This window comes from Geodermatophilus dictyosporus (genome assembly GCF_900115505.1).
Lineage (GTDB): Bacteria > Actinomycetota > Actinomycetes > Mycobacteriales > Geodermatophilaceae > Geodermatophilus > Geodermatophilus dictyosporus.
Genome location: NZ_FOWQ01000011.1, coordinates 133,406 through 155,718, shown reverse-complemented (window position 1 = coordinate 155,718; position 22,313 = coordinate 133,406). Strand labels below are relative to the sequence as shown.

Annotated in this window: 27 protein-coding genes and 1 riboswitch; of the genes, 17 read left to right on the top strand and 10 right to left on the bottom strand. The window is 77.2% G+C overall.

Annotation, left to right across the window (positions count from 1 at the left end; translation table 11 throughout):
• The first annotated feature begins 5 nt into the window (after nucleotides 1–5).
• From BMZ33_RS21650 to BMZ33_RS21615, 8 genes are all read left to right on the top strand, one after another.
• Nucleotides 6–848, top strand: a complete 843-nt coding sequence (locus BMZ33_RS21650; protein ID WP_091116499.1) for a hypothetical protein — start codon at nucleotides 6–8, stop codon at nucleotides 846–848.
• 95 nt (nucleotides 849–943) lie between these two features.
• The gene (locus tag BMZ33_RS21645) at nucleotides 944–1,951 is read left to right on the top strand and encodes a hypothetical protein (RefSeq protein WP_091116496.1); all 1,008 of its coding nucleotides are present in this window, start codon (nucleotides 944–946) and stop codon (nucleotides 1,949–1,951) included.
• 69 nt (nucleotides 1,952–2,020) lie between these two features.
• Nucleotides 2,021–2,416 carry a DUF2237 family protein gene (locus BMZ33_RS21640; protein ID WP_091116492.1) on the top strand — a complete coding sequence of 132 codons (396 nt, stop codon included), beginning with the start codon at nucleotides 2,021–2,023 and terminating at the stop codon, nucleotides 2,414–2,416.
• A gap of 13 nt (nucleotides 2,417–2,429) precedes the next feature.
• Nucleotides 2,430–2,924, top strand: a complete 495-nt coding sequence (locus tag BMZ33_RS21635) for a glutathione peroxidase (RefSeq protein ID WP_091116489.1) — start codon at nucleotides 2,430–2,432, stop codon at nucleotides 2,922–2,924.
• Between the two features lie 105 nt (nucleotides 2,925–3,029).
• Nucleotides 3,030–3,743, top strand: a complete 714-nt coding sequence (locus BMZ33_RS21630) for a mycothiol-dependent nitroreductase Rv2466c family protein (RefSeq protein ID WP_091116485.1) — start codon at nucleotides 3,030–3,032, stop codon at nucleotides 3,741–3,743.
• A 52-nt stretch (nucleotides 3,744–3,795) separates the two neighbouring features.
• Nucleotides 3,796–4,875 (top strand): FecCD family ABC transporter permease, encoded by a 1,080-nt coding sequence (locus BMZ33_RS21625; protein ID WP_091116653.1) that lies wholly within the window; start codon nucleotides 3,796–3,798, stop codon nucleotides 4,873–4,875.
• Nucleotides 4,872–5,981, top strand: a complete 1,110-nt coding sequence (locus BMZ33_RS21620; protein ID WP_091116482.1) for a FecCD family ABC transporter permease — start codon at nucleotides 4,872–4,874, stop codon at nucleotides 5,979–5,981. The genes BMZ33_RS21625 and BMZ33_RS21620 overlap by 4 nt, the downstream gene beginning before the upstream one ends.
• Nucleotides 5,978–6,820: an ABC transporter ATP-binding protein gene (locus BMZ33_RS21615; RefSeq protein ID WP_091116478.1), complete on the top strand. Its 843-nt coding sequence runs from the start codon at nucleotides 5,978–5,980 to the stop codon at nucleotides 6,818–6,820. The genes BMZ33_RS21620 and BMZ33_RS21615 overlap by 4 nt, the downstream gene beginning before the upstream one ends.
• Here the strand turns inward: BMZ33_RS21615 and BMZ33_RS21610 are convergent.
• From BMZ33_RS21610 to BMZ33_RS21600, 3 genes are all read right to left on the bottom strand, one after another.
• A complete protein-coding gene (locus tag BMZ33_RS21610) occupies nucleotides 6,817–7,758 on the bottom strand; it encodes a siderophore-interacting protein (protein WP_091116475.1) in 942 nt (313 codons plus the stop codon). The genes BMZ33_RS21615 and BMZ33_RS21610 overlap by 4 nt on opposite strands.
• 110 nt (nucleotides 7,759–7,868) lie before the next feature.
• On the bottom strand, nucleotides 7,869–8,840 hold the full coding sequence (locus BMZ33_RS21605; protein WP_091116471.1) for an EamA family transporter: 972 nt from the start codon (nucleotides 8,838–8,840) through the stop codon (nucleotides 7,869–7,871).
• Between the two features lie 47 nt (nucleotides 8,841–8,887).
• Complete coding sequence (locus tag BMZ33_RS21600; RefSeq protein ID WP_091116651.1) at nucleotides 8,888–9,286, bottom strand: VOC family protein; 399 nt, start codon at nucleotides 9,284–9,286, stop codon at nucleotides 8,888–8,890.
• A 146-nt stretch (nucleotides 9,287–9,432) separates the two neighbouring features.
• On the opposite strand from BMZ33_RS21600, the gene BMZ33_RS21595 reads away from it, so the two are divergent.
• The 7 genes from BMZ33_RS21595 (at nucleotide 9,433) to BMZ33_RS21565 (ending at nucleotide 15,752) form a co-directional block, all read left to right on the top strand.
• Nucleotides 9,433–9,801, top strand: coding sequence for a hypothetical protein (locus tag BMZ33_RS21595; RefSeq protein WP_091116468.1), 369 nt, complete (start codon nucleotides 9,433–9,435; stop codon nucleotides 9,799–9,801).
• A gap of 43 nt (nucleotides 9,802–9,844) precedes the next feature.
• Entirely contained in the window at nucleotides 9,845–10,627 is a 783-nt protein-coding gene (locus tag BMZ33_RS21590; RefSeq protein ID WP_091116465.1) for a thioesterase family protein, read from the top strand.
• A gap of 67 nt (nucleotides 10,628–10,694) precedes the next feature.
• Entirely contained in the window at nucleotides 10,695–11,585 is an 891-nt protein-coding gene (locus BMZ33_RS21585; protein WP_091116462.1) for a mechanosensitive ion channel family protein, read from the top strand.
• On the top strand, nucleotides 11,582–12,106 hold the full coding sequence (locus BMZ33_RS22875) for an Rv3103c transmembrane domain-containing protein (protein ID WP_136697383.1): 525 nt from the start codon (nucleotides 11,582–11,584) through the stop codon (nucleotides 12,104–12,106). Before BMZ33_RS21585 ends, BMZ33_RS22875 begins: the two co-directional genes overlap by 4 nt.
• Nucleotides 12,107–12,149: 43 nt before the next feature.
• Nucleotides 12,150–12,267: riboswitch (SAM riboswitch) on the top strand.
• A gap of 43 nt (nucleotides 12,268–12,310) precedes the next feature.
• The gene (locus BMZ33_RS21575; protein ID WP_091116456.1) at nucleotides 12,311–13,603 is read left to right on the top strand and encodes a bifunctional o-acetylhomoserine/o-acetylserine sulfhydrylase; all 1,293 of its coding nucleotides are present in this window, start codon (nucleotides 12,311–12,313) and stop codon (nucleotides 13,601–13,603) included.
• Nucleotides 13,603–14,685: a homoserine O-acetyltransferase MetX gene (gene metX / locus BMZ33_RS21570; protein ID WP_091116648.1), complete on the top strand. Its 1,083-nt coding sequence runs from the start codon at nucleotides 13,603–13,605 to the stop codon at nucleotides 14,683–14,685. The genes BMZ33_RS21575 and metX overlap by 1 nt, the downstream gene beginning before the upstream one ends.
• Nucleotides 14,682–15,752: a threonine aldolase family protein gene (locus tag BMZ33_RS21565; RefSeq protein ID WP_091116454.1), complete on the top strand. Its 1,071-nt coding sequence runs from the start codon at nucleotides 14,682–14,684 to the stop codon at nucleotides 15,750–15,752. Before metX ends, BMZ33_RS21565 begins: the two co-directional genes overlap by 4 nt.
• A 19-nt stretch (nucleotides 15,753–15,771) precedes the next feature.
• Here BMZ33_RS21565 and BMZ33_RS21560 read toward each other — a convergent pair whose 3' ends face one another.
• Nucleotides 15,772–16,311 carry a gamma carbonic anhydrase family protein gene (locus BMZ33_RS21560; RefSeq protein WP_091116451.1) on the bottom strand — a complete coding sequence of 180 codons (540 nt, stop codon included), beginning with the start codon at nucleotides 16,309–16,311 and terminating at the stop codon, nucleotides 15,772–15,774.
• A 72-nt stretch (nucleotides 16,312–16,383) separates the two neighbouring features.
• Nucleotides 16,384–16,704, bottom strand: coding sequence for a hypothetical protein (locus BMZ33_RS21555; protein WP_136697382.1), 321 nt, complete (start codon nucleotides 16,702–16,704; stop codon nucleotides 16,384–16,386).
• 70 nt (nucleotides 16,705–16,774) lie between these two features.
• Between BMZ33_RS21555 and BMZ33_RS21550 the strand changes: the two genes are divergently transcribed.
• Complete coding sequence (locus BMZ33_RS21550) at nucleotides 16,775–17,809, top strand: uroporphyrinogen decarboxylase family protein (RefSeq protein ID WP_091116445.1); 1,035 nt, start codon at nucleotides 16,775–16,777, stop codon at nucleotides 17,807–17,809.
• A gap of 6 nt (nucleotides 17,810–17,815) precedes the next feature.
• Here BMZ33_RS21550 and BMZ33_RS21545 read toward each other — a convergent pair whose 3' ends face one another.
• Entirely contained in the window at nucleotides 17,816–18,103 is a 288-nt protein-coding gene (locus BMZ33_RS21545) for a hypothetical protein (RefSeq protein ID WP_136697381.1), read from the bottom strand.
• Nucleotides 18,104–18,151: 48 nt separating this feature from the next.
• On the opposite strand from BMZ33_RS21545, the gene BMZ33_RS21540 reads away from it, so the two are divergent.
• Nucleotides 18,152–18,742 carry a YdeI/OmpD-associated family protein gene (locus BMZ33_RS21540; RefSeq protein ID WP_091116438.1) on the top strand — a complete coding sequence of 197 codons (591 nt, stop codon included), beginning with the start codon at nucleotides 18,152–18,154 and terminating at the stop codon, nucleotides 18,740–18,742.
• Here BMZ33_RS21540 and BMZ33_RS21535 read toward each other — a convergent pair.
• The 4 genes from BMZ33_RS21535 to BMZ33_RS21520 form a co-directional block, all read right to left on the bottom strand.
• Entirely contained in the window at nucleotides 18,708–20,192 is a 1,485-nt protein-coding gene (locus BMZ33_RS21535) for an APC family permease (RefSeq protein WP_091116434.1), read from the bottom strand. The two genes, BMZ33_RS21540 and BMZ33_RS21535, sit on opposite strands and share 35 nt — an antisense overlap.
• 21 nt (nucleotides 20,193–20,213) lie before the next feature.
• Nucleotides 20,214–21,185 carry a C40 family peptidase gene (locus tag BMZ33_RS24565; protein ID WP_169064689.1) on the bottom strand — a complete coding sequence of 324 codons (972 nt, stop codon included), beginning with the start codon at nucleotides 21,183–21,185 and terminating at the stop codon, nucleotides 20,214–20,216.
• Nucleotides 21,186–21,399: 214 nt separating this feature from the next.
• On the bottom strand, nucleotides 21,400–21,873 hold the full coding sequence (locus BMZ33_RS21525; RefSeq protein ID WP_091116645.1) for a hypothetical protein: 474 nt from the start codon (nucleotides 21,871–21,873) through the stop codon (nucleotides 21,400–21,402).
• 60 nt (nucleotides 21,874–21,933) lie between these two features.
• Nucleotides 21,934–22,236, bottom strand: a complete 303-nt coding sequence (locus BMZ33_RS21520) for a hypothetical protein (RefSeq protein ID WP_091116428.1) — start codon at nucleotides 22,234–22,236, stop codon at nucleotides 21,934–21,936.
• Nucleotides 22,237–22,313 lie beyond the last annotated feature (77 nt).

Genomic DNA, 22,313 nt, shown 5'->3' with positions numbered 1-22,313 from the left:
GTGCGATGGCGGAGCAGCGACTGCCGGGCCGTCGCGCCCGCCTGCGCCGGTGGGGCGGCCGCGCGCTCGTGGTCGCCGGCATCGGCGCCGGGATCTGGCTGGCCGGCTCGGCCACCGCCCCGGCCGGCGCCGACGACGGCGGCCTGCTCGGCACGGTCGGCGGGGTCGTCGAGGCGGCCACCGCCCCGGTCGCGGAGCCGGTCCTGACGCCGGTGACGTCGGCGCCGGCCCCGGTCGTGGAGGCGGTCCCCGTCCCGTCGGTGGCGCTGGCACCGGTCGTGGCGGCCGTGCCGGTCCCGTCCGCGCCGGCCCCGGTGACCGCTGCGCTGTCGCCGGTCCCCGACGCCCTCCCGCCGGTCGCCGAGGTGCCGGCGCCGGCCCCCGCTGCGCTGCCGTCGCCGCCCGACGTCCCGGTCCCCGCCGCCCCGGCCCGGCCGGCGACGGCCGCCCCGGCTGCGGGCAGCGGTGCGCCGACGCCGGGGGCGGACACCCCGGCCGCCGCCGAGCCCCTGGTCACGGCCGCTCCCGCCGCTGCTGCGGCGGACGGCGGGCCCGCCGCTCCCCCCGCGGTGACCGCCGGGGGCGCGGACCCGGTCGCTGCTGCGCCCTCTGCCGTGTCCGTGCCCACTGCGCCCGTCCCGGCCCTGCCGCACGGGCCCGCCGCGCCCGCCGTCACCGCGCCGGCTCCTCCGGTCGCCAGCTCCTCCGCCGCGGGCCCCGACCAGCCTCCCGCCGACCTCGCGGCCGCCGTGCGCGCCGCGCGCTCCACGTCCGCCGGCGCCACGGCCGCCGACGCCGCCGAGGCCACGGCCGACGCCGTCCTCGACCCCGCCACCTCACCCGACTGAGGACCGCGCCGCCGGCACGACGCCGGCCGAGCGCACCGCCCCCGCCGTCCCGTCCGGGACCGGGGTCCCCTCGCACCCTCAGTCAGGAGCTCTCGATGACCACCTGGGTCACCCGCACCCTGCGCGTGGCACTGCTGACCGGCGGCCTGCTGGCCGTCGGCACCGGTGTCGCCGCAGCATCCGACGACCTCGACGTGACCGTCCCGGTCACCGTCACCGACAACGCACTGGGCGTCCTCGGCGACGCCCCGGCCCCCGGCAGCACCGGGCTGCCGGCGGTCTCGACGGACCTCTCCGTCGACCTCGGCCCGGCCGCCGTTGCGGTGCCCGTCACGATCGGCGGCAACGACGCCGCGGTCGGCGGGGTCGCCGTCTCGCAGGACGCCGCGCCGCCCGCTCCCTCCGGCCCGGCCGACCTGGCGGTGCCGGTCACCGTGGCAGGCAACGCCGTCGGCGTGCTCGGCGACGCCTCGGCGTCGGGCACGGCGCCCGCTGCCCCGCCCGCGGCCGTCAGCATCCCGGTGACCGTGTGCGGCAACGGCGTCGGCGTGCTCGGCGACGCCGCCGGCAGCTGCACCCCGGCCACCGGCGGGCCCGACACCACCGGCGGGCCCGGCACCACCGGCGGCGGACTCGTCGACGTCGAGCTGCCGGTGACCGTCTGCGGCACCGGCGCCGGCGTGCTCGGCGACGGTGGGGGCGACTGCACCGCGCCGGGCCAGGGCACCGGCCAGGGCCAGGGCACCGGCCAGGGCCAGGCCCCCGGCCCGGGCCAGGGCACCGGCCCGGGCCAGGGCACCGGGCCGGCCGGACCCGCGGCGCCCACGCACACGGCACGGTCCGGGAGCTGGGCGCACCCGCAGCCGGCCGGTCACCCGGTCGCGCCGCGGCACGGGGCCGGCACGCCGTCCGCGCACCCGGCAGCGACCTGGCCGGCCGGTGGGTCCGCCACACCGGCCGGCACCGCCGACACCGCCGGCACCGCCGGTGACGCGCTCGCCTACACCGGCACGCAGCTGGCCGGCGTCCTCGGCGCGGGGCTGCTGGCCCTGCTCACCGGCGCGGGACTCGTGCTGGCCCGCCGCCGGGGGACGACGGGCTGACCGCCTCCCGGGCCCGGTCGCCGTACCGGCGGCCGGGCCCGGGACCGTCGGCTCTGCCACGATCGAGCCGTGACCGAGCCGGAGCGCAACGTGCTGGGCGGGGTGCTGCAGCCGTGCGGCACCGAGCCGCTGACCGGGTTCTACCGCGACGGCGTCTGCAGCACGGGCCCGGAGGACCTGGGCAGCCACACCGTGTGCACGGTCGTCTCGCAGGAGTTCCTCGCGGTGCAGCGGGAGCTGGGCAACGACCTCACCACCCCGCGGCCGGAGTACGGCTTCCCCGGCCTGCGGCCCGGTGACCGCTGGTGCGTGGTGGCCGCGCGGTGGCTGCAGGCCTACCGGGCGGGCGCGGCGGCCGGTGTCGTCCTGGCCGCCACGAACGCGCGGGCGCTCGACGTGGTGCCGCTCGCCGCGCTGCGCCAGCACGCCGTCGACGTGCCCGACGACGTCAGCAGCCTGGAATGACGGAGAGGACCCCGTGACCGACCTCCTCGACCTGCCCCTCGCGAGCCTGCAGGGGGAGGCGACCACCCTCCGCGCGCTCACCGGCGGCGAGCCCGCGCTGGTGGTCAACGTGGCCAGCCGCTGCGGCCTGACGCCGCAGTACACCCAGCTCGAGCAGCTGCAGCAGGAGTACGGGCCGCGCGGGTTCACCGTGGTCGGCGTGCCGTGCAACCAGTTCGCGGGGCAGGAGCCGGGCACCGCCGAGGAGATCGCCGGGTTCTGCTCGGCCACCTACGGCGTCACCTTCCCGATGACCGAGAAGCTGGAGGTCAACGGGGAGGGCGCGCACCCGGTGTTCCGGCGGCTGGCCGCGGCGCCCGACGCCTCGGGCGAGGCCGGCGACGTCAGGTGGAACTTCGAGAAGTTCCTCGTCGACGGCGACGGCGAGGTGGTGGCGCGGTTCCGCCCGACCACGGACCCCGGCGCCCCCGAGGTCCGGACGGCGATCGAGGCCCTCCTCCCCCGCTGACCTCACTTCCCGGGCCGGTTCCCTCCTCCCCGGGCCGGATCGGACCCGGGTGGCACGGAACCGGCCCGCAGAGCGGTCCGGGGCGCGCGGCAGGAGCATGGGGGCATGGCCGACCTGCACTTCTACTTCGACCCCGTCTGCCCGTTCGCGTGGATGACCAGCAGGTGGGTCCGCACGGTCGCCGCGCAGCGCGAGTACGACGTCGACTGGCGGTTCGTGTCGCTGCGGCTGCTCAACGCGCACGTCGACTACGACAGCCACTTCCCGCCGGAGTACGAGGCCGGGCACACCGCCGGGCTGCACCTGCTGCGGGTCGCCGCCCGCACCCGCGAGGATCACGGGCGCCCGGCGGTCGGCCGGCTCTACGAGGCGATGGGCCGGCACGTCTTCGAGGACCCGGCCGGGCAGCCGCCGCCGGAGCGGGCCACCGGCCGGGAGTTCCTCGGGACCGTGCTCACCGAGGCCGGCCTGCCCGCCGACCTGGCCGCCGCCGTGGACGACGACGCGTGGGACGCCACGGTCCGGGCCGAGACCGACGAGGCGCTGGGCCTCACCGGCCGCGACGTCGGGACGCCGATCCTGCACTTCGAGCCGCCGGAGGGCGTGGCCTTCTTCGGCCCGGTGATCAGCCGGCCGCCGACCGCGGAGCAGGCCGTGCCGCTGTGGGACCACGTCGTCGGGCTGGCCCGCTTCCCGGGGTTCGCCGAGCTCAAGCGCAGCCTGCGCGAGCGCCCGCAGCTGCCCGCCTTCGGCACCACCGAGGACGAGGTGGGCATCCAGGAGGACTGGCACCAGGGCAGTCGCCGCCTCAAGCACTGACGGACCGCCGGGTAAGGTGAGCCTCACCGAACCCGACCGTCCGGAGCCGCCGGTGTCCGTCCCCAGCGCGACCCGCGCCGCCGCGGCGACCCCGCCGGACACCGCTGCTCCCGCAACGGGACGGGCCGCGCGCACCCGCCGCCGACTGCTCGGGTTGCTCGCCCTCCTCGTCCTGCTGGGCGCCGCCTGCGCGGCGAGCATCGCCGTGGGCAGCCGCCCGCTGGGCCCGGGCACCGTGTGGGAGGCGCTGACCGACCGCTCGCTGCGCACCGAGGAGGCGGTCATCGTGTGGGACCTGCGGGTCCCGCGCACGGTGCTCGGCCTGATGGTCGGCGCGGCCCTCGGCGTCTCCGGCGCCCTCATCCAGGGCCACACCCGCAACCCGCTCGGCGACCCCGGGCTCCTCGGCATCACCGCCGGCGCCTCGTTCGCCGTCGTCCTGGCGATCGTGCTGCTCGGCGTCGGCACCCCGGCCGGGTACGTGTGGTTCGCCTTCGCCGGGGCGCTGGCCGGCACCGTCGCCGTCTACGTCCTCGGCTCGGCCGGCCGCGGCGGGCCCACCCCCGTCACCCTCGCGCTGGCCGGCTCCGCGCTGAGCGCGCTGCTGTTCGCGCTGGTCCGCGCGGTGCTGGTCAGCGACTCGGACTCCCTCGACGCCTTCCGCTTCTGGGTGGTCGGCGCCCTGGCCGGCCGCGGCGCCGACGTCGCCTGGCAGGTGGCGCCGTTCATCGCGGCCGGGCTGGTCCTCGCGCTGCTCAACGCGCCGGCGCTGGACCTGCTCGGCATGGGCGAGGACGTCGCCCGCGGCCTCGGCCAGCGCGTCTGGCCGGCCCGCCTCGTCGGCCTGGGCGCCACCACGCTGCTGGCCGGCGCGGCCACCGCCGCCTGCGGCCCGATCGCCTTCGTCGGCCTGGTCGTGCCGCACGCCGTCCGGGCGTTCACCGGGCCGGCACACCGCTGGCTGGTGCCCTGCGCCGGCCTGCTGGGCGCCGTCGTGCTGCTCGCCGCCGACGTCGTCGGCCGGGTGGTCGCCCGGCCCGGCGAGCTGCAGGTCGGCATCGTGCTCGCGCTCCTCGGCGGGCCGGCCTTCGTGGCGCTGGTCCGCCGCCGGCGGACGGCGGCCGGCCTGTGACCGCGACCGCCGACGCCGTCGCGCGGACGACGCCGCCCGACCCCGGCGGGCGCCCGCGCGGGCGGGCGGTCACGGTGCGGGTGGGTCCGGTCTCGGCGCGGTTCCGGTGGCGCTCGGTCGTCGTCCCGCTGGTGGCGGCGGTCGCGGTCGTGCTGCTCGGCGCGGCGAGCCTGGGCCGCGGCGACTACCCGATCGCGCTCGGCGACGTGCTGCGCACCCTGGTCGGCGCGGGCACCGAGGGCCAGGCCTTCGTCGTCCTGGAGCTGCGCGCCCCGCGGACCGCCGTCGGCGCGCTGGTCGGGCTCGCGCTCGGCCTGGCCGGCGCGCTGTTCCAGACCTTCGCCCGCAACCCGCTGGCCTCCCCCGACGTCCTGGGCATCACCCAGGGCGCCTCGGTGGGCGCCGTCGCGGCGATCGTGCTGGGCGGCGGCACCTCCACCGGTGCCCTGCTCGGCGGGCTCGGCGTCCCGCTGGCCGCGCTGCTCGGCGCGCTGGGGGTCGGCGCGCTGCTGTTCGTCCTGGCCTGGCGCTCGGGCATCGACGGCTACCGGCTCGTGCTGATCGGCATCGCGCTGTGGTCGGTGGCGCAGGCGCTCACCGACTGGCTGCTCACCCGCGCCGAGATCCACGACGCCGCGTCGGCCTACGTGTGGATCACCGGCTCGCTCAACGCCCGCACCTGGGAGCAGGCCGCGCCGTTGGCGCTGTCGCTCCTGGTGCTGGTCCCGCTCGCGCTGGCCGCCGGCCGGGTGCTCGGCGTGCTGCAGTTCGGCGACGACACCGCCCGCGGGCTGGGGGTCCGGCTCGCCCGCGCCCAGGGTGCCGTGGTCGTCGTCGCCGTCCTGCTGGTGGCGACGGCGGTGGCCGCCGCCGGGCCGATCGCCTTCGTCGCGCTCGTCGTCCCGCAGGTCGCCGTCCGGCTGGCCGGCGGCTCCCGGCCGCCGCTGCTGGCCTCGGGTCTGCTGGGCGCCGCGCTGGTCGTCGGCGCCGACCTGCTCACCCGCACCGTCCTGCCCCAGGCGCTGCCCGTCGGCATCCTCACCGCCGCGCTCGGCGCGCCCTACCTGCTCTGGCTGCTCGTCCGCGGGAGGCGGACCACCGCATGACCACTGCTGCCCCCCGCACCCGCCCCGCGCCCACCACCGGCCCGGACGGACCGGTCCGCCTCGCCGCCGAGGGCGTGCGGCTGGCCTACGACGACCGCGTCGTCGTCGACGGGCTCGACCTGCGGCTGACCGACGGCTCGTTCACCGCCATCGTCGGCCCCAACGGCTGCGGCAAGTCCACGCTGCTGCGGGCGCTGGGCCGGCTGCTGCGCCCGCAGGCGGGGCAGGTGCTGCTCGACGGCCGCTCGATCGCGCGGGCGCCGACCCGCGAGGTGGCCCGCGTCCTGGGCCTGCTGCCGCAGACGCCGGTGGCGCCGGCCGGCCTGACCGTGGCCGACCTGGTGGCCCGCGGCCGGCACCCGCACCAGAGCTGGCTGCAGCAGTGGTCGACGCAGGACGAGGCGGTGGTGGCCGAGGCGATGGCGTGGACCGGCACGGGCGACCTCGCCGACCGCCCGGTCGACGAGCTCTCCGGCGGGCAGCGGCAGCGGGCCTGGATCTCGATGGCGCTGGCGCAGGGGACCGACCTGCTGCTGCTCGACGAGCCGACGACCTACCTGGACCTCTCCCACCAGATCGACGTCCTGGAGCTGGTGTCGCGGCTGCACGCCGAGCGCGGGCGCACCGTCGTCGTCGTGCTGCACGACCTCAACCTCGCCGCCCGCTACGCGCAGCGGCTGGTCGCGATGCGCGACGGCGTCCTGGTCGCCTCGGGGACGCCGCACGAGGTGCTCACCGAGCAGCTGCTCGCCGACGTGTTCGACCTCGAGGCCCGCGTGGTGCCCGACCCGGTGGCCGGCACCCCGATGGTCGTCCCCGTCCGCCGCCTCCGCCGCTAGCCCTCGGCGCGGCCCTCGCGCCAGTAGCCCATGAAGGCGACCGCGCGGCGGTCGACGCCGAGGTCGCCGACGAGGTGCCGGCGCAGCCGCTTGACCACCCCGGCCTCACCGGCGAGCCACGCGTAGCAGCCGGCCCCGGCGGCGGGGTCCTCGGGGACCTCCCACAGCAGCCCGGCGTCGAGGTCGACGTCCTCGGGCGCCGCGGCGGGCGCAGCGGCGACACCGAGGTCGACCAGCGCGGCGTGCACCGCGGGCACCGTCAGCTCGCCGCGGGGCCGGCCCTGGCGGAACAGCCAGTGCACGGTGACGCCCTCGGGCAGCGCCAGGTTCTGCGCGTCGCCGGGCCCGGGGACCTCGAGGACGGCGACGGCGCGGCGTCCGGGCACCTCGGGCAGCGACTCCAGGACGGCGGAGACCGCGGGCACCGCCGTCTCGTCGCCGACGAGCAGCAGGCGGGTCGCGGTGGCCGGCGGCGCCCACTCGACGCCCCACGCGCGGCCGCGGCCGGGCCGGTCGGGGCCCATGAGCACCGCCGCGTCGCCGGGCCGGGCCGCGGCGGCCCAGGTCGCGGCCGGGCCGGCGTGCCCGTCGCCGACCCCGTGCAGCACGACGTCGAGGTCGACCTCGGCGCGCTCGGGACGGGCTGCGCGCACGGTGTAGGTGCGCAGCACCGGGCGCCGGTCGTCGGCCAGCGCGCAGTGGACCGGGTACCACTCGCCGCCGGCCGCCTGGAGCTCGGCCAGCGCCGCCGGGTCGGGGGCGAGCACGAGCTTGACCCGCTGGTCGTCGCCGGCGACCCCGAAGCCGCCCAGCTGCGGGCCGGTCAGCGTGATCCGGACCGTGCTCGGGCCCAGCGGCCGCACGCGGGCGACGACGGTGTCGAAGAACAGCCACTGCGGCAGCTCGGTCACCGCCGCGGGCGCCTCGGTCGTCGTCACTCCGGTCTCCGTTCCCCCAGGGACGGCCCGTGCGGACCGCAGGTAAGGCGAGCCTAACCTGAGCCGCACGGGCGGGGAACCCCGTGGGCTCCTCACCGGCAGCAGACGGCTCAGACGGGCGCCGGCGTCTCGGGGACGGGCGCCGGCGCCGGCCCCGGGGCACGGGTCCGCGCGGTCTGCGCCAGCACGATCCCGGTGAGGACGACGAGGCCGCCGGCCACCTGCCAGCCGCTGAGCACCTGCTCGAGCCACAGCCACGCGACGACGGAGGCGAACACCGGCTCGACGGTGGCCACCAGGCCCGCGGTGGTGGGCGGCAGGTGGCGCAGCGCCGCGATCGACAGCCAGAACGGCGTGATCGCGCCGAGCACGACGATCCACAGCACCAGCAGCCACAGCGGCAGGGTCAGCGAGCCCAGGGAGACCGGCACCCGCTCACCGAGCACGGCGGCGTCGAACCGCGCGGTGAACGGTGCGACGGCGGCCCAGAACAGCCCCGCGGCCACGAACGTCCACGTGGTCAGCGCGACCGGGTCGCGGGTCGCCGTCCCCCGCTCCCCCATCAGGTAGTAGGTGGCCAGGCAGACGGCCGCGGCCAGGCCCGCGCCGACGCCGACCGGGTCCAGCGACCCGCCGCCCTGCCACACCTGGGCCACCAGCACCAGCCCCGACAGCGACAGCCCGAGGGCGAGCCAGATGCGCGGCCGCACCGGCTCCCGGCGCACCAGCCGCACCCACAGCGCGATCCCGACCGGCGCCGTCATCTCGAACACCAGGGCGATGCCCACCGGGAGCCGGCCGATGGCGACGAAGTAGAGGAACTGGGTGAGGGCCACGCCCACCACGCCGAAGACGGCGAGGAAGGGCACCTCGCGCCAGGTCAGCCGCAGCCGCCGCGGGGAGACCAGCGCCAGCGCGGCGAGCAGCCCGACCGCCGCGCCGCCGCAGCGCAGCGCCGTCAGCCAGGTCGGCGGGATGCCGGCCTGCAGGGCGAGCGTGGAGACGGTGCCGTTGACGGCGAACAGCCCGGCCGCCGCCACGGTGGTGAGGTAGCCGACGGCGGGACGGCGGGTGTGCGGCACCCGTCCGACTGTAGCGGGCGTAGGCGCCGACACCACCTACCGGCCGGTCACTGCACGTGCGCGGGGTCCATCCACACGACCTCCCAGACGTGACCGTCGGGGTCGGTGAAGCTCGAGCCGTACATGAACCCGTGGTCCTGGGCCGGCATCCAGGTACCGCCGCCGGCGCCCACCGCCTTCTCGACCATCGCGTCGACCTCCTCCCGGCTGTCGCAGGACAGCGCGTAGAGGGCCGCCGTCGCCGAGCGCGGGTCACCGGTCGCGGTGCCCTCGGGCAGGAAGCCGGCGAACCGCTCGTGCGAGAGCAGCTGCACGTGGATGGCGTCGCTGACCACGACCGAGGCCGACGAGTCGTCGGAGAACTGCTCGTCGATCGAGAAGCCGAGCGCGCTGTAGAAGGCGCGGCCGGCCGCCACGTCGCTCACCGGCAGGTTGAGGAAGAGCATGCGCACGGTGGTGCTCCCGTCGTCCGCGGGGCCCGCCGTCCGGACCCGTCGGGAGGGGAGACGGCGCGGCCGGGCGGAACTCATCGCGGGCGACACCACAGCCGGCGGGCGGGTGGCGTCCAGGGGCAGCGGGCACCCTCGGGTGCGTGACCGAGCTCCGACCGCCGTGGTCCCCGCGCCGCCGCCGCACGCTGACCTGGCTGGCCGGCGGCGCCGTCGTCCTCGGCATCGCGGCGCTGGTGCTGCCCGCGCAGTTCGGCGTGACCGCGGCGTTCCTCGCCGCACTCTGTGCGTTCCTCTTCGTGGCCGCGCTGGTGCTGTTCTTCGCCGTCCCCGGGCCGGACACGGTCGGCACGCTGCTGCGCTCCTCCCCGCTGGCCGGCGCGGTCACCGTCGTCGCGGTGCTGCTGTGGCTGTCCACGGAGGGCCAGCAGCTGCGCTGGATCTGGGCGGCGGCCGCCGCCGGCGGGCTGACCTGGGTGGCGACGGCGCTGTGGCTCTCCCGGCGGAGCTGACCCCGGGGACCGCCCCGGGCGGCCCGTCGGCAGACTGCCGGGCGTGCAGCTGCCCGCCGCGTTCTACCTGCCCGACGGCGACGGCCTGGTCGCCACCGCGCTGACCATCGGCCCGTGGGACCCGGGCCTGCAGCACGCCGGGCCGCCGGCCGCGCTGCTGGCCCGGGAGGCCGAGCGGGCGAGCGGGATCCCCGGCGGGCAGACGGTGCGGCTGGCCTTCGACGTCCTCGGGCCGGTGCCGGTGGGCCCGGTGCGGGTCGCCGCCCGGGTGGTCCGGCCGGGCCGGCGGATCGAGCTGGTCGAGGCGGCGCTGGAGGCCGGCGGCCGGACCGCCATGCGGCTGACGGCGTGGCGGGTGCGGACGGCGGACAGCGCCGACACCGCCAGCCCGGCGCCACCACTCCCGGTCGGCCCGCAGGAGAGCGCGCCGGCGCAGTTCTCCGTCTTCCGCCAGGAGGTCGCCTACCACCGGTCGCTGGAGTGGCGGGCGGCCGCGGGCTCGCTGACCGGGCCGGGGCCCGCGGCCGCCTGGACCCGGCCGCTGTGCGCCCTGGTCGAGGGCGAGCCGATCACGCCGCTGCAGCACCTGCTGGTGATGACCGACGCGGCCAGCGGCATCTCCGCCGAGCTGGACTGGTCGCGGGCCACCTTCGCCAACGTCGACCTCGTCGTCGCACTCTTCCGGCAGCCGGCCGGCGAGTGGCTGGCCATGGACGCCGCCACCACCCTCGGCCCGACCGGGGTCGGGCAGTGCGCCGCCGACCTCCACGACACCCGCGGGCGCATCGGCCGGTCGGTGGCCTCGTTGTTCGTCGAGCCGCGGTGAGCCGCCCGCCCGGCCGACCCGGTTGGATGGTGGCCGACCCGACGTGGAGGGGAGGTCCCGACCTGCCATGGGCCCGCTGACCGACCTGCTCGACTGGCTCGCCGACCGCGGCCTGCAGATCGTGCTGATCATCCTGGGCTCGGTGCTGCTGGCCCGGTTCGTGACCTGGGTGGGCACGCGGATCACCGACCGCATCGACGCCCGCTCCACCGGCGGCGACGTGCTGGTCCGCTCCGAGGCCGCCAAGCACCGCCACTCGCTCACGCAGGTGATCACCTGGGCGCTCATCGTGCTGATCTACACGGTGGCGGTGTTCTACGTGCTCGACCGCCTCGGCGTCCCGGTCACCGGGCTGGTGGCGCCGGCCACCGTGCTCGGCGTCGGCCTCGGCTTCGGCGCCCAGCGCATCGTCGGCGACGTGCTCGCCGGGTTCTTCCTCATCACCGAGCGGCAGTACGGCTTCGGCGACGTCGTCTCGATCCAGGTGGTGGGCGGCGGCGACCCGGCCGACGGCACGGTCGAGGACGTCACGCTGCGGGTCACCCGGCTGCGCTCCGCCGACGGCGAGGTGATCACCGTGCCCAACGGCCAGATCGTCAAGGTCGTCAACCTCTCCCGCGACTGGGCGCGGGCGGTGGTCGACGTCCCGGTGCCGACGACGGCCGACGTCAGCCGCGTCAACGGGATCCTCCGCGAGGTGGGCCGCGACGCCTTCGCCGACCCCGGCCTGCGCCGCCTGCTGCTCGACGAGCCCAGCGTCATGGGCGTGGAGAGCATCGACCTCGAGCAGGTCAACGTGCGGGTGGTGGCCCGCACGCTGCCCGGCCGGCAGTTCGAGGTGGGCCGCGACCTGCGCGAGCGGATCGTGCTGGCCTTCCGCCGCGCCGGCCTCACCCTGAGCCCCGCGCCGCCGCCGGACCCGGCCGCGCCCCCGGTCCGCCAGGGGGCGCAGCAGTGACCGTCCCCGGCGGCCCGCGGCCCGACGCGGGGCGCGCCGGCGGCGGCGACCCGGCCGCGCGCGGGCGCTTCGGCCTCACCGGGCTCCTGCGCAGGCGGGTGCCCGGGCACATCGGCCGGCTGCGCACCTCGACCGTCGTCCTGGTGCTGCTCTTCCTCGGCCTGGGCCTGCTGCACCTCTACGTCCGGCCGGAGGCGACCGGCGGCACCGGGCCGACCGGCGGGACCACGACGACCACGCCGGCGCCCGCCCCGGCACCGGCGACGACGGTCGCGCCCACGACCAGCGTGCCGCCGGCGACGTCCCCGGAGCCGACGAGCCCGGAGCCGACGAGCCCGGAGCCGACGACCGGGCCGACGACGACCGGGCCGACGACGGGCGCGCCGACCTCGGGGGACGGCCCGACGACCACCGACACCCCGCAGACCGTCGGGCCGACGACCGGGCCGACGACGAGCGGGCCACCGGCCGGCACCCCGGGGGCCCCGGCGACGACCGGGGCCCCCTCCCCGCCGACCTGACCCCCTGCCGGACCTGCCCGGTGGCCCGCTAGGGTCGCCGCAGGCTCCTGAGCGACAGCGTGAAGTACCTGGCTGGCTGTCCGGCAACCTCCTCCTCCGTCTGAGGTGCTCCCAGGGGAAGAGCCGGCCGTGCGGCGACCGCCGCGCGGCAAGGACGGAGCACCTGTGCGCCGCAGGTCCTCCGGAACGAGAGGAGACGGCGCGTTGACCGACCCCCAGAGCTGGAGCTTCGAGACCCGGCAGATCCACGCCGGCACCAGCCCCGACCCGACCACCGGTGCCCGGGCGCTGCCCATCTACGCCACGACCGCCTACCAGTTCCGCGACAGCCAGCACGCCGCGGACCTGTTCGCGCTGGCGGAGATGGGCAACATCTACACGCGGATCATGAACCCGACGCAGGACGCGCTCGAGCAGCGCGTGGCCTCCCTCGAGGGCGGCGTCGCGGCGCTGGCCGTGGCGAGCGGGCAGTCGGCGACGACGCTGTCGATCCTCAACGTCGCCGAGGCCGGCGACCACGTCGTCGCCTCCGCGTCGCTGTACGGCGGCACCTACAACCTGCTGCACCACTCGATGCCCAAGCTCGGCGTCGAGGTGTCCTTCGTCGAGGACCCCGACGACCCGGAGGCCTGGCAGGCCCTGGTCCGCGACAACACGAAGGCGTTCTTCGGCGAGAGCATCGGCAACCCGAAGGGTGACGTCCTCGACGTCGCCGCGGTGGCGGAGGTGGCCCACCGCAACGGCGTCCCGCTGATCGTCGACAACACGATCGCCACCCCGTTCCTCGAGCGCCCGCTGGAGCACGGCGCCGACGTCGTCGTCCACTCGGCGACCAAGTACCTCGGCGGTCACGGCACCGCGATCGCGGGGATCATCGTCGACGGCGGCGGTTTCGACTGGCGCAGCGGGCGGTTCCCCGGGTTCACCACGCCCGACCCGACCTACCACGGCGTCGTCTACGCCGACCTCGGTGCGCCGGCCTACGCGCTCAAGGCCCGCGTGCAGCTGCTGCGCGACCTGGGCCCGGCGATCTCGCCGTTCAACGCCTTCCTCGTCGTGCAGGGCATCGAGACGCTGTCGCTGCGGATGGAGCGGCACGTGCAGAACACCCTCCGCGTCGCCGAGTTCCTCGAGGCGCACGACGAGGTGGACCGGGTGAACTACCCGGGCCTGCCCTCCTCGCCGTGGCACGCCGCGCAGCAGCGGTACGCCCCGCGGGGCGCCGGCGCGGTGCTCACCTTCGAGCTGCACGGCGGCCGCGCGGCGGGGCAGCGGTTCGTCGAGGCCCTGGAGCTGCACAGCCACGTGGCCAACATCGGCGACGTCCGCAGCCTGGTCATCCACCCGGCCTCGACCACCCACTCGCAGCTCACCGAGGACGAGCAGCTGACCACCGGCGTCACGCCGGGACTGGTCCGCCTGGCCGTGGGCCTGGAGGGGATCGAGGACATCCTGGCCGACCTCGAGGCGGGGTTCCGCGCCGCCAAGGGGGCGTGATGACGGGGGTGCGGGACGTCCCGGCGTCCCGCACCCCGCCGCGCACCGGGGGGTGGCGCGACGGCGACCCCACCGGGGACCGGCTGTTCCTGGACCTGGACGGACCGGTCCACCTCGAGCGCGGCGGGGTGCTGCCCGGCGTGCGGGTCGCCTACGAGACCTGGGGCGAGCTCGCCCCCGACGGCGGCAACGCGGTGCTCGTCGAGCACGCGCTCACCGGCGACAGCCACGTCACCGGTCCCGCGGGCCCCGGCCACCCGACGCCGGGCTGGTGGGCGCCGCTGGTGGGGCCGGGCGCGCCCCTGGACACCGACCGGCTCTTCGTCGTCTGCGCGAACGTGCTCGGCGGCTGCCAGGGGACGACGGGGCCCTCGTCGACCGCGCCCGACGGCCGGCCGTGGGGCCCGCGGTTCCCCGAGGTGACGGTGGCCGACCAGGTGCTGGTCGAGGCCGCGCTGGCCGACGCCCTGGGCGTGCGCCGGTGGGCGGCGGTCGTCGGCGGGTCGATGGGCGGCATGCGGGCGCTGGAGTGGGCGGTGGCGCTGCCCGACCGGGTGGCCGGGCTGTTCTTCCTCGCCTCGGGCGCCGCGGTCACCGCCGACCAGCTGGGCACCCAGACCACCCAGCAGGCCGCCGTCCGCGCCGACCCGGTCGCCGGCCTCGGCATCGCCCGGCGGATCGCGCACCTCACCTACCGCAGCGCGCTCGAGCTCGACGAGCGGTTCGGCACGACCGTGCAGGCCGACGGCCGCTTCGCCGTCGCCTCCTACCTCGAGCACCACGCCGACAAGCTCGTCCGCCGGTTCGACCCGGACAGCTACGTGGTGCTCACCGAGGCGATGAACACCTGGGACGTCGGCCGCGGCCGCGGCGGCGTGGCGGCCGCGCTGGCCCGGGTGACGGCGCGGGCCGTCGTCGCCGGCGTCGACAGCGACCGGCTCTACCCGCTGGCGCTGCAGCAGCAGGTGGCCGAGGCGCTCGGCGTCCCGCTGCAGGTGGTGTCCTCGCCGTACGGGCACGACGGCTTCCTCATCGAGGCCGACGCCGTCGGGGCGCTGGTGCGTGGTCTGCTGGGCACGTGAGCGACGACGACCTCGACGCCCTGCGGCTGTCCTGCGACCGGGCACTGTCCGGCCACGGGCCGGTGCGCGCGGAGACCCTGCTGGCCACGATCCCCGCGGGCACCGCGGTGGACCGCTACGGCGCGGGCGGCGTGGTGGCCGAGCTGGAAGCCGAGGTCGCGGCGCTGCTGGACAAGCCCGCGGCGGTGTACCTGCCCAGCGGCACGATGGCCCAGCAGGCCGCGCTGCGGGTGCACGCCGGGCGCACCCTGCGGCGCACCGTCGTCGCGCACCCCCAGTGCCACCTGTTCCAGCACGAGGGCGGCGCGCTCGAGCGGCTGCACGGCCTGGTCCCGCGCCCGGTCGGCGACCGCGACCGGCTGCTGCTGCGCGCCGACCTCGACGCCGTCGCCGAGTCCCCCGCCGCGCTGGTGGTGGAGCTGCCGCAGCGCGACCTGGGCGGGCAGCTGCCGCCGTGGGACGACGTCGTCGAGCAGGTGGCCTGGGCGCACGACGTGCACTCGGTGGCCCACCTCGACGGCGCCCGGCTGTGGGAGGCCTCCGCCGGCTACGGGTTGCCGCCGTCGGACCTCGCCGCGCCCTTCGACACCGTCTACGTCAGCTTCTACAAGGGCATCGGCGCGCTGGCCGGGTGCTGCCTGGCCGGACCGGCCGACCACGTCGCCGAGGTCCGCGAGTGGCGGCACCGGCTCGGCGGCACCCTGTTCGGCCTGTGGCCCGGCGCGGCCTCGGCGCTGACCTGCCTGCGCGAGCGGCTGCCGCGGGTGCCGGAGTACCTGCGGCGGGCACGGGAGGTCGCCGACGCCGTCCGCGGCCTGCCCGGTGTGCGGGTGGTCCCCGACCCGCCGCAGACGCCGATGCTGCACCTCCTGCTCGCGACGACGCCCGACGCCTTCCGCACGGCCGCCCGCGGGCTGGCCGAGGAGGGGCTGTGGACCTGGGCCGAGCCCGCGACCACCGGCGACCCGTCGGTGCTGCGGGTCGAGCTCGCCGTGGGCGACGCGACGATGGCGCTGCCGGTCGAGGACGTCTGCGCCGCGGTGGCCCGCCTCGCCGGGGCCGGCTGAGCCGACGGGACCGGCGGTCTCAGCCGTCGCGCACGACCGGGCGCACCTCCCGGGCCGTGGGCAGCCGCTCGGTGTAGCTCTGCGCGTTGAGCCGGATGTGGGTGAGGTCGTCCTCGGTGGTCGGCCGGACCACCTTGGCCGGGACGCCGGCGACCAGGGAGCCCGGCGGCACCTGCGTCCCCTGGGTGACGACCGCGCCGGCGGCCACGATCGAGCCCGACCCGATGTGCGCGCCGTTCATCACCACGCTGCCCATGCCGACCAGCACGTCGTCGTCGACCCGCGCGCCGTGCAGCACCACCCGGTGCCCGACGGTGACGCCCCTGCCGACGACGAGCGGGAAGCCCGGGTCGGAGTGCAGCGTCGAGCCGTCCTGGACGTTCGAGCCCTCGCCGATCTCGATGACCTCGGCGTCGGCCCGCGCGACCGCGCCGTACCAGATGCTCGAGCGCGGCCCCATGGTCACCGCGCCGACGACGACCGCCGTCGGCGCGACGAAGGCCTCCGGGTCGATGGCCGGGGCGCCGAACGCGTGCTCCGCGATGTAGTTGTCCGCCACGACCCCACCCCAGCACAGCCGCACGACGGGCGCCCCGCGGCACCGACCGGTCAGTCCGGGGTGGACCGGAGCTCAGGCCTCGCGCCGGCTCGGCACCGCCATGCGGACCGTGACGTCGGCGAGCGCGACGACGACGACGGTGAGCACGGCGGCGGTGAGCACGGTGGCGGTGAGCACGGCGGCGGCGTCCAGCCGGAGGTCGGTGACCGCCCGGGCCGTCGAGACCAGTCCCAGGACGACCAGCAGGTCGAGGGAGGAGCCCGACGCGCTGCGCTGCCACCACCCGTGCTCGACGGTCTCCTCCGGGGGCGACGCCGTCCGGGCCGGTGCTGCCGGAGACGAGCAGCAGCCAGCCCAGGCCCCAGGCCGGTCGGCGGCGGAGCGCAGGACCACGACCGTCCTCCAGGCGGACCACACGGGACGGGTCGCGAGCCCGTGCCCCCGTCCGGGGCAGACTCCCTGCGTGCCCGCCCCGCTGCCGCCGCTGCCCACCACCGTCGTCGGGAGCCTCCCGCAGCCGGGCTGGCTCATCGACTCCGACCGCCTGGCGCACCAGTTCCCGCCGCGGGTGCGCGCCCGCGAGCTGTGGCGGCCGGCGCCCGAGCTGCTCGAGGAGGCCCAGGACGACGCGACGCTGCTGGCCGTGCGCGCCCAGGAGCGGGCCGGCCTGCACCTGGTGGGTGACGGGGAGCAGCGCCGCGAGTCCTACTCCAACCACTTCGCCACCGCGCTCGACGGCGTCGACGTCGACACCCCGGGCACGGTGCGCAACCGGTCGGGGCAGCCGATCCCGGTGCCGCGGGTGGTCGGGGAGATCCGCCGCCGCGGCCCCATCCAGGCCCGCGACGTGGCCTTCCTCCGTGCTGCCACCGACCGCGCCGTGAAGACCACGCTGCCGGGGCCGTTCACCATGGCGCAGCAGGCCCAGGACGAGCACTACGGCGACGACCGCGCGCTGGCCCTGGCCTACGCCGACGTCGTCCGCGAGGAGATCGCCGACCTGTTCGCCGCCGGCGCCGACGTCGTCCAGGTCGACGAGCCGTGGCTGCAGGCGCGGCCGGAGGTGGCCCGCCGCTACGGCGCCGAGGCCGTGACCCGGGCGGTCGAGGGCGCGCCCGGCCCGGTGCACCTGCACCTGTGCTTCGGCTACGCGGCGATGGTCGCCGAGCGCCCGGCGGGCTACTCGTTCCTGCCCGAGCTCGCCGACACCCCGGTGGACACCGTCTCGGTGGAGACCGCCCAGTCGCACCTGGACCCCGCCTCGCTCCGGCCGCTGCGCGGCAAGGGGATCGCGCTGGGCGTGCTGGACCTGTCCACGCCGGAGGTGGAGACGCCGGAGGTGGTGGCCGACCGCGTGCGGCGGGCCCTGGACGACGTCGACGTCGAGCGGCTGGTGCTCTCCAGCGACTGCGGCCTGAAGTACCTGCCCCGGGCCGCCGCCGAGGGCAAGATGCGCTCGCTGGCGCTGGCCGCGGAGGTGCTGCGCGCGCAGCTCTGAGCGCGCTCAGCCGGTGCGCACGCTCCAGCGGGCCAGGAACTCCTCCGGCTCCACGGCGGCCAGCTCGTCGCGGACCGCCGACAGCAGGTGCGCGGAGGGGTCCTCGCCGGGCACCCGCAGCACCTCCGTCCCGTCGTCGCGGCGGCGCACCACGACGTCGAGCACGGTGGGTGCGGGCACCAGACCCTGCGCCATCTCGGCGGCGAACGCGCCGGCCACCCGGACCCAGTGCCGCACCGGCCCACCCGGCCGGGGCTCGAGGTCGGCGGTGAGGACGTCGCTGGCCCGGTCCACCCGCACAGGGTGGCGCACCGGGCGGCGGCGCGGCCAGGATCGGTGCCCATGACCGTGCCCGTGACCCCGCCCACCGACCTGCCGGTGCTCGCCTTCCCCGACCAGGCGGCGTTCGAGGCGTGGCTGGAGGCCGAGCACGCCACCGCTCCCGGCTGCTACGTGCAGCTGGCGAAGAAGGGCGCCGGGGTGCCGCCGCTCACCCATGCCGAGATGGTCGAGTCGCTGCTGTGCTTCGGCTGGATCGACGGGCGCAGCAACCGGCTCGACGAGCGCTCGTACCTGATGCGGGTCACCCCGCGGCGACCGCGCAGCGTCTGGTCGCAGAAGAACGTCGCCGCCGTCGAGGAGCTGACCGCGGCCGGCCGGATGCGCCCGGCGGGCCTGGCCCAGGTGGAGGCGGCGCGGGCCGACGGCCGCTGGGACCGTGCCTACGCGGGCCCGGCCACGATCACCGTCCCCGACGACCTCGCCGCCGCGCTGGCCGCGCAGCCCGCGGCGCAGGCGGCCTTCGCCGGCCTCGACGGGCGCAACCGCTACGCCGTCCTGCACCGGGTGCACACCGCGGCGACCCCGGCCACGCGCGCGAAGCGGGTCGCCGCGCTGGTCACGATGCTCGCCGAGGGCCGTACCCCGCACTGACGCCCGGGCGCTCCTGCCAGAAGCGGCCGTCGCGCCACCGCCACAGCAGCATGAGGGCGACGCCGGCGAGCAGGATGCCGACGCCGATGACCAGCGGCGGCCCCAGCCCGAACCAGGCCTGCCCGCCGTAGCTGTTGGCCGGGTCGGCGAGGTCGCGCACCGACAGGACGAGCAGCCACAGCAGCACCGCCGCGCCCACCAGCGGGCCGACGCCGAGCAGCAGCAGGTGGCGCACGCCGCGGGTCAGACGCCGGCGGAACCACCAGGCGCAGGCCAGCCCGGTGAGGGCGTAGTAGAGCGCGATGAGCAGCGACAGGGCGGTGATCGAGTCCAGCAGCGCGTTCTCGCTGACCAGGTGCACGCCGACGTACCAGGCCACGGCCACGCCGGCGACCCACCAGGTGGACACGTCCGGCGTCCGGAACCGCTCGGACACCGAGCCGAACCGGGCCGGCAGCGCCGCCCGCCGCGCCATCGACAGGCCGGTCCGCGACGCCGGAATGATCGTCGTCTGCGTGGAGGCGACCGCCGAGGTGGCGACGGCGACCAGCACCACCCAGTCCCACCCGCCGAGCACCTGCTCTGACAGCAGCGCGAACACCGCCTCCTCCTCGTCGGCGTTGCCGGCCAGGAAGCCGGTGCCGGCGAAGGAGACGACGGCGACCGCGACCCCGAGGTAGGTGAGCAGCAGGACGACGGTGGAGAGCACCCCCGCGCGGCCGGGCGCGTGCCGCGGGTCGCGGGTCTCCTCGGTGAGGTTGACCGCCGACTCCCAGCCCCAGTACGCGAAGACGCCGAGCAGCAGGCCCCCGGTCAGCGCGGCACCGCCGGCCCCGAACGGGTCGAGCCAGTCCCAGGACGGCGTCAGCCCGCCGGACGGCGAGTCCCCCCGCACCCCGCGGACGACGGCGACCACGGCGAACACCGCCAGCGCGACGGTCTGCGCCAGGACCAGCCCGCTCTGCACCCGCGCCGACAGCTCGGTGCCCAGCACGCACAGCGCCGCCATCAGCACGACGAGCAGCACGCTCAGCGCCACGACGAACGGCGTGGAGGCCTCCCAGGCCTCCAGCCCGAGGGCCAGCAGGGTGAACCGGACGCCGACCTCCGCCAGCGAGCCGACCACCAGCACGCCGGTCATCGCGATCGCCCACCCGCCGATCCACCCGGTGGTGGGGCCGAAGGCGCGGGTGACCCAGGAGAACGTCGTCCCGCAGTCGGGGTCGGCCCGGTTGAGCGCGGCGAAGGCCCCGGCGACGAGCAGCATCGGGACGAAGGAGGCGAGCACCACCCCGGGGGCGTGCACGCCCACCAGGGCCACGATCGGCCCGATGACCGCCGCCAGCGAGTACGCCGGCGAGGTGGCGGCCAGGCCGATGACCAGCGCGTCGAGGAAGCCGATGGCCTCGGGGCGCAGGGCAGGCTGCGGACGCTGCGGTGCCCTGGTCACCGGGGCACGCTACGGCCCGCGCTAGGCGACGCGGACGGCGCCCCGGTAGCCGGACACGTCCACGCTGGTCACCGCGACCGGGGAGCCGAAGGTGCGGGCGTGCACCATCTTGCCGTCGCCGACGTAGAGGCCGACGTGGCTGACCGGCGAGTAGAAGTAGACGACATCGCCCGGCACGAGGTCGGCGCGGGACACCGGCGTGCCCATCGACGACTGGGCACCGCTGGAGTGCGGCAGCGAGATGCCGGCCGCCGCGTAGGCGTACTGCGTCAGCCCCGAGCAGTCGAAGCCGTCCGGGCCGGAGGCGCCCCAGACGTAGGGGTCGCCGACCTGGGCCAGCGCGGTCTGCACGGCGACGGCGGCGGCCGGGCCGGGCGCGGCGGCCGCGGCGGTCTCGGCGGAGGGCGCGGCCAGCGTGGGACCGGCCAGTGCGGTGGTGACGGCGGTCTGCTCGGCGGCCGACAGCCGCGCGAAGTCGGCCTCGTAGGCGTCGACCTGGGCCTGCACCTGGGCCTGCTGGTCGTGCAGCGCGGCCAGCGCGGCCTCGGCCTCGGCCCCGGCGGCGTCGGCGGCGGTGCGGGCCTCCTCGGCGTGCGCCTGGGCGGCGGCGACCTCGGCCAGCACGCCCTCGGTGTGGTCGGCGATGAGCTCGAGGGTGGTCATCTGGGCGACGAGGTCGTCGGCGGAGTCGCTGCCGAGGAAGGCGGCCACCCGCGACCGGGTGCCGCCGGTGTAGCCGGTCTGGGCGATGGCGCGGATCTGCGGCGCGTACTGCGCGAGCGTCCCCTCGGCGTCCGCGGCGGCGCGCTCGGCGTCCGCGGCGGCCTGCTGGCGGGCCTGCACGGTGAGCTCGGCCTGGTGCACCTGCTCGTCGAGGGCGGTGAGCTGCCGGCCGGTCTCCTCGACCAGCGCGGCGGCCTCCTCGGCGGTCGCCGGCGCGGCCGAGGCGGCGGTGGGGGCGAGCACGAGGGCGAGCAGGCCGGCGGCGGCCACGGCCGCACCCGACCAGCGGTGGCCCGTCGTCCGGTTGCGCTGCACTGTCGCCGTCCCCCCTGCCGCCGGGTGGCGGCTCCCTCACGTCCTGCACGGACGGTAGGGAGACGGACACCCCAGGGTGACCGCGGCGCGCGGGCCCGTCGACCGGTGGTGTCACACCGGCCCCACCCGGCGCGGGGACCCCACCCACACCACGGCGGGCCGGAGGGCGTCAGGAGCGGGTGCGGTGGCTGCGGTCGGGGACGAGGGGGACGAGGGCGTCGGCGACCGCGCCGGTGACGAAGGAGTACACGGCCTTGCCGGCGACGTCGACGACCTGGTCACGGCGCGACCAGGTCCACGGCGGGTCACCGACCCCGGTGGCGTTCTCCAGCGTCTGGTCGGTGGCCAGCCGGACCGACGTGAACCACGCCGAGCCGCGCCAGCCACGCAGCCCGCTGGCTGCCCAGATCCCGCGCAGGGCGCCCACGGCCGCGCCGGTGCCCCAGTGCATGAGGTGGTTGCGCACGAACGGCCGCTCCGACCCCGGGGGCCGGCGGCGGGTGGCCAGGGCGGTGATCGTGCGGCCCGGCACGTAGGAGTCCGGCCGGCCGGTCACCTGCTGCTCGACCTTGGTCGCCACCGTCATCGCCGCGGTGCCGGCCAGACCGGCCAGGGCGCCGCGCAGCGCCGCTCGTCCCAGCATGGAGGGCCCGGTACCCAGCGGGGCCGGTGCCATACGGCACCGGCCCCGCAGGGTCCTCCCTCATCCGGCCAGGGGCTCCTCGGCGTCGAGGCCGGTCACCAGCTGCAGGTCGCGCAGGACGGCGGAGAGCTCGTCGGCCGTCCACGGCTCGCAGCAGTCGCAGCCGTCCGGGCGGAAGCTGGACAGCCCCAGCGTGCCGCCGGCCTGGTCCTCGTCGATGGCGAGGGTCCCCGAGACCGGGTGGCGGTGGCAGGCGCACGAGGAGGCGCACAGCCCGATGCCCCACCCGGAGACGACGATGGTGCGGCCGTCGTCCCAGATCCTGCCCACCTGGAAGACGGAGGGCTTCTGCGTGCGGGTCATGGCGGGCTCCCCTCGACACCCCCGTCCCTGGGGGGCTGGTGCGGTTGCGCAGAAGGTAGTGCGCAATCCGTGTTTGG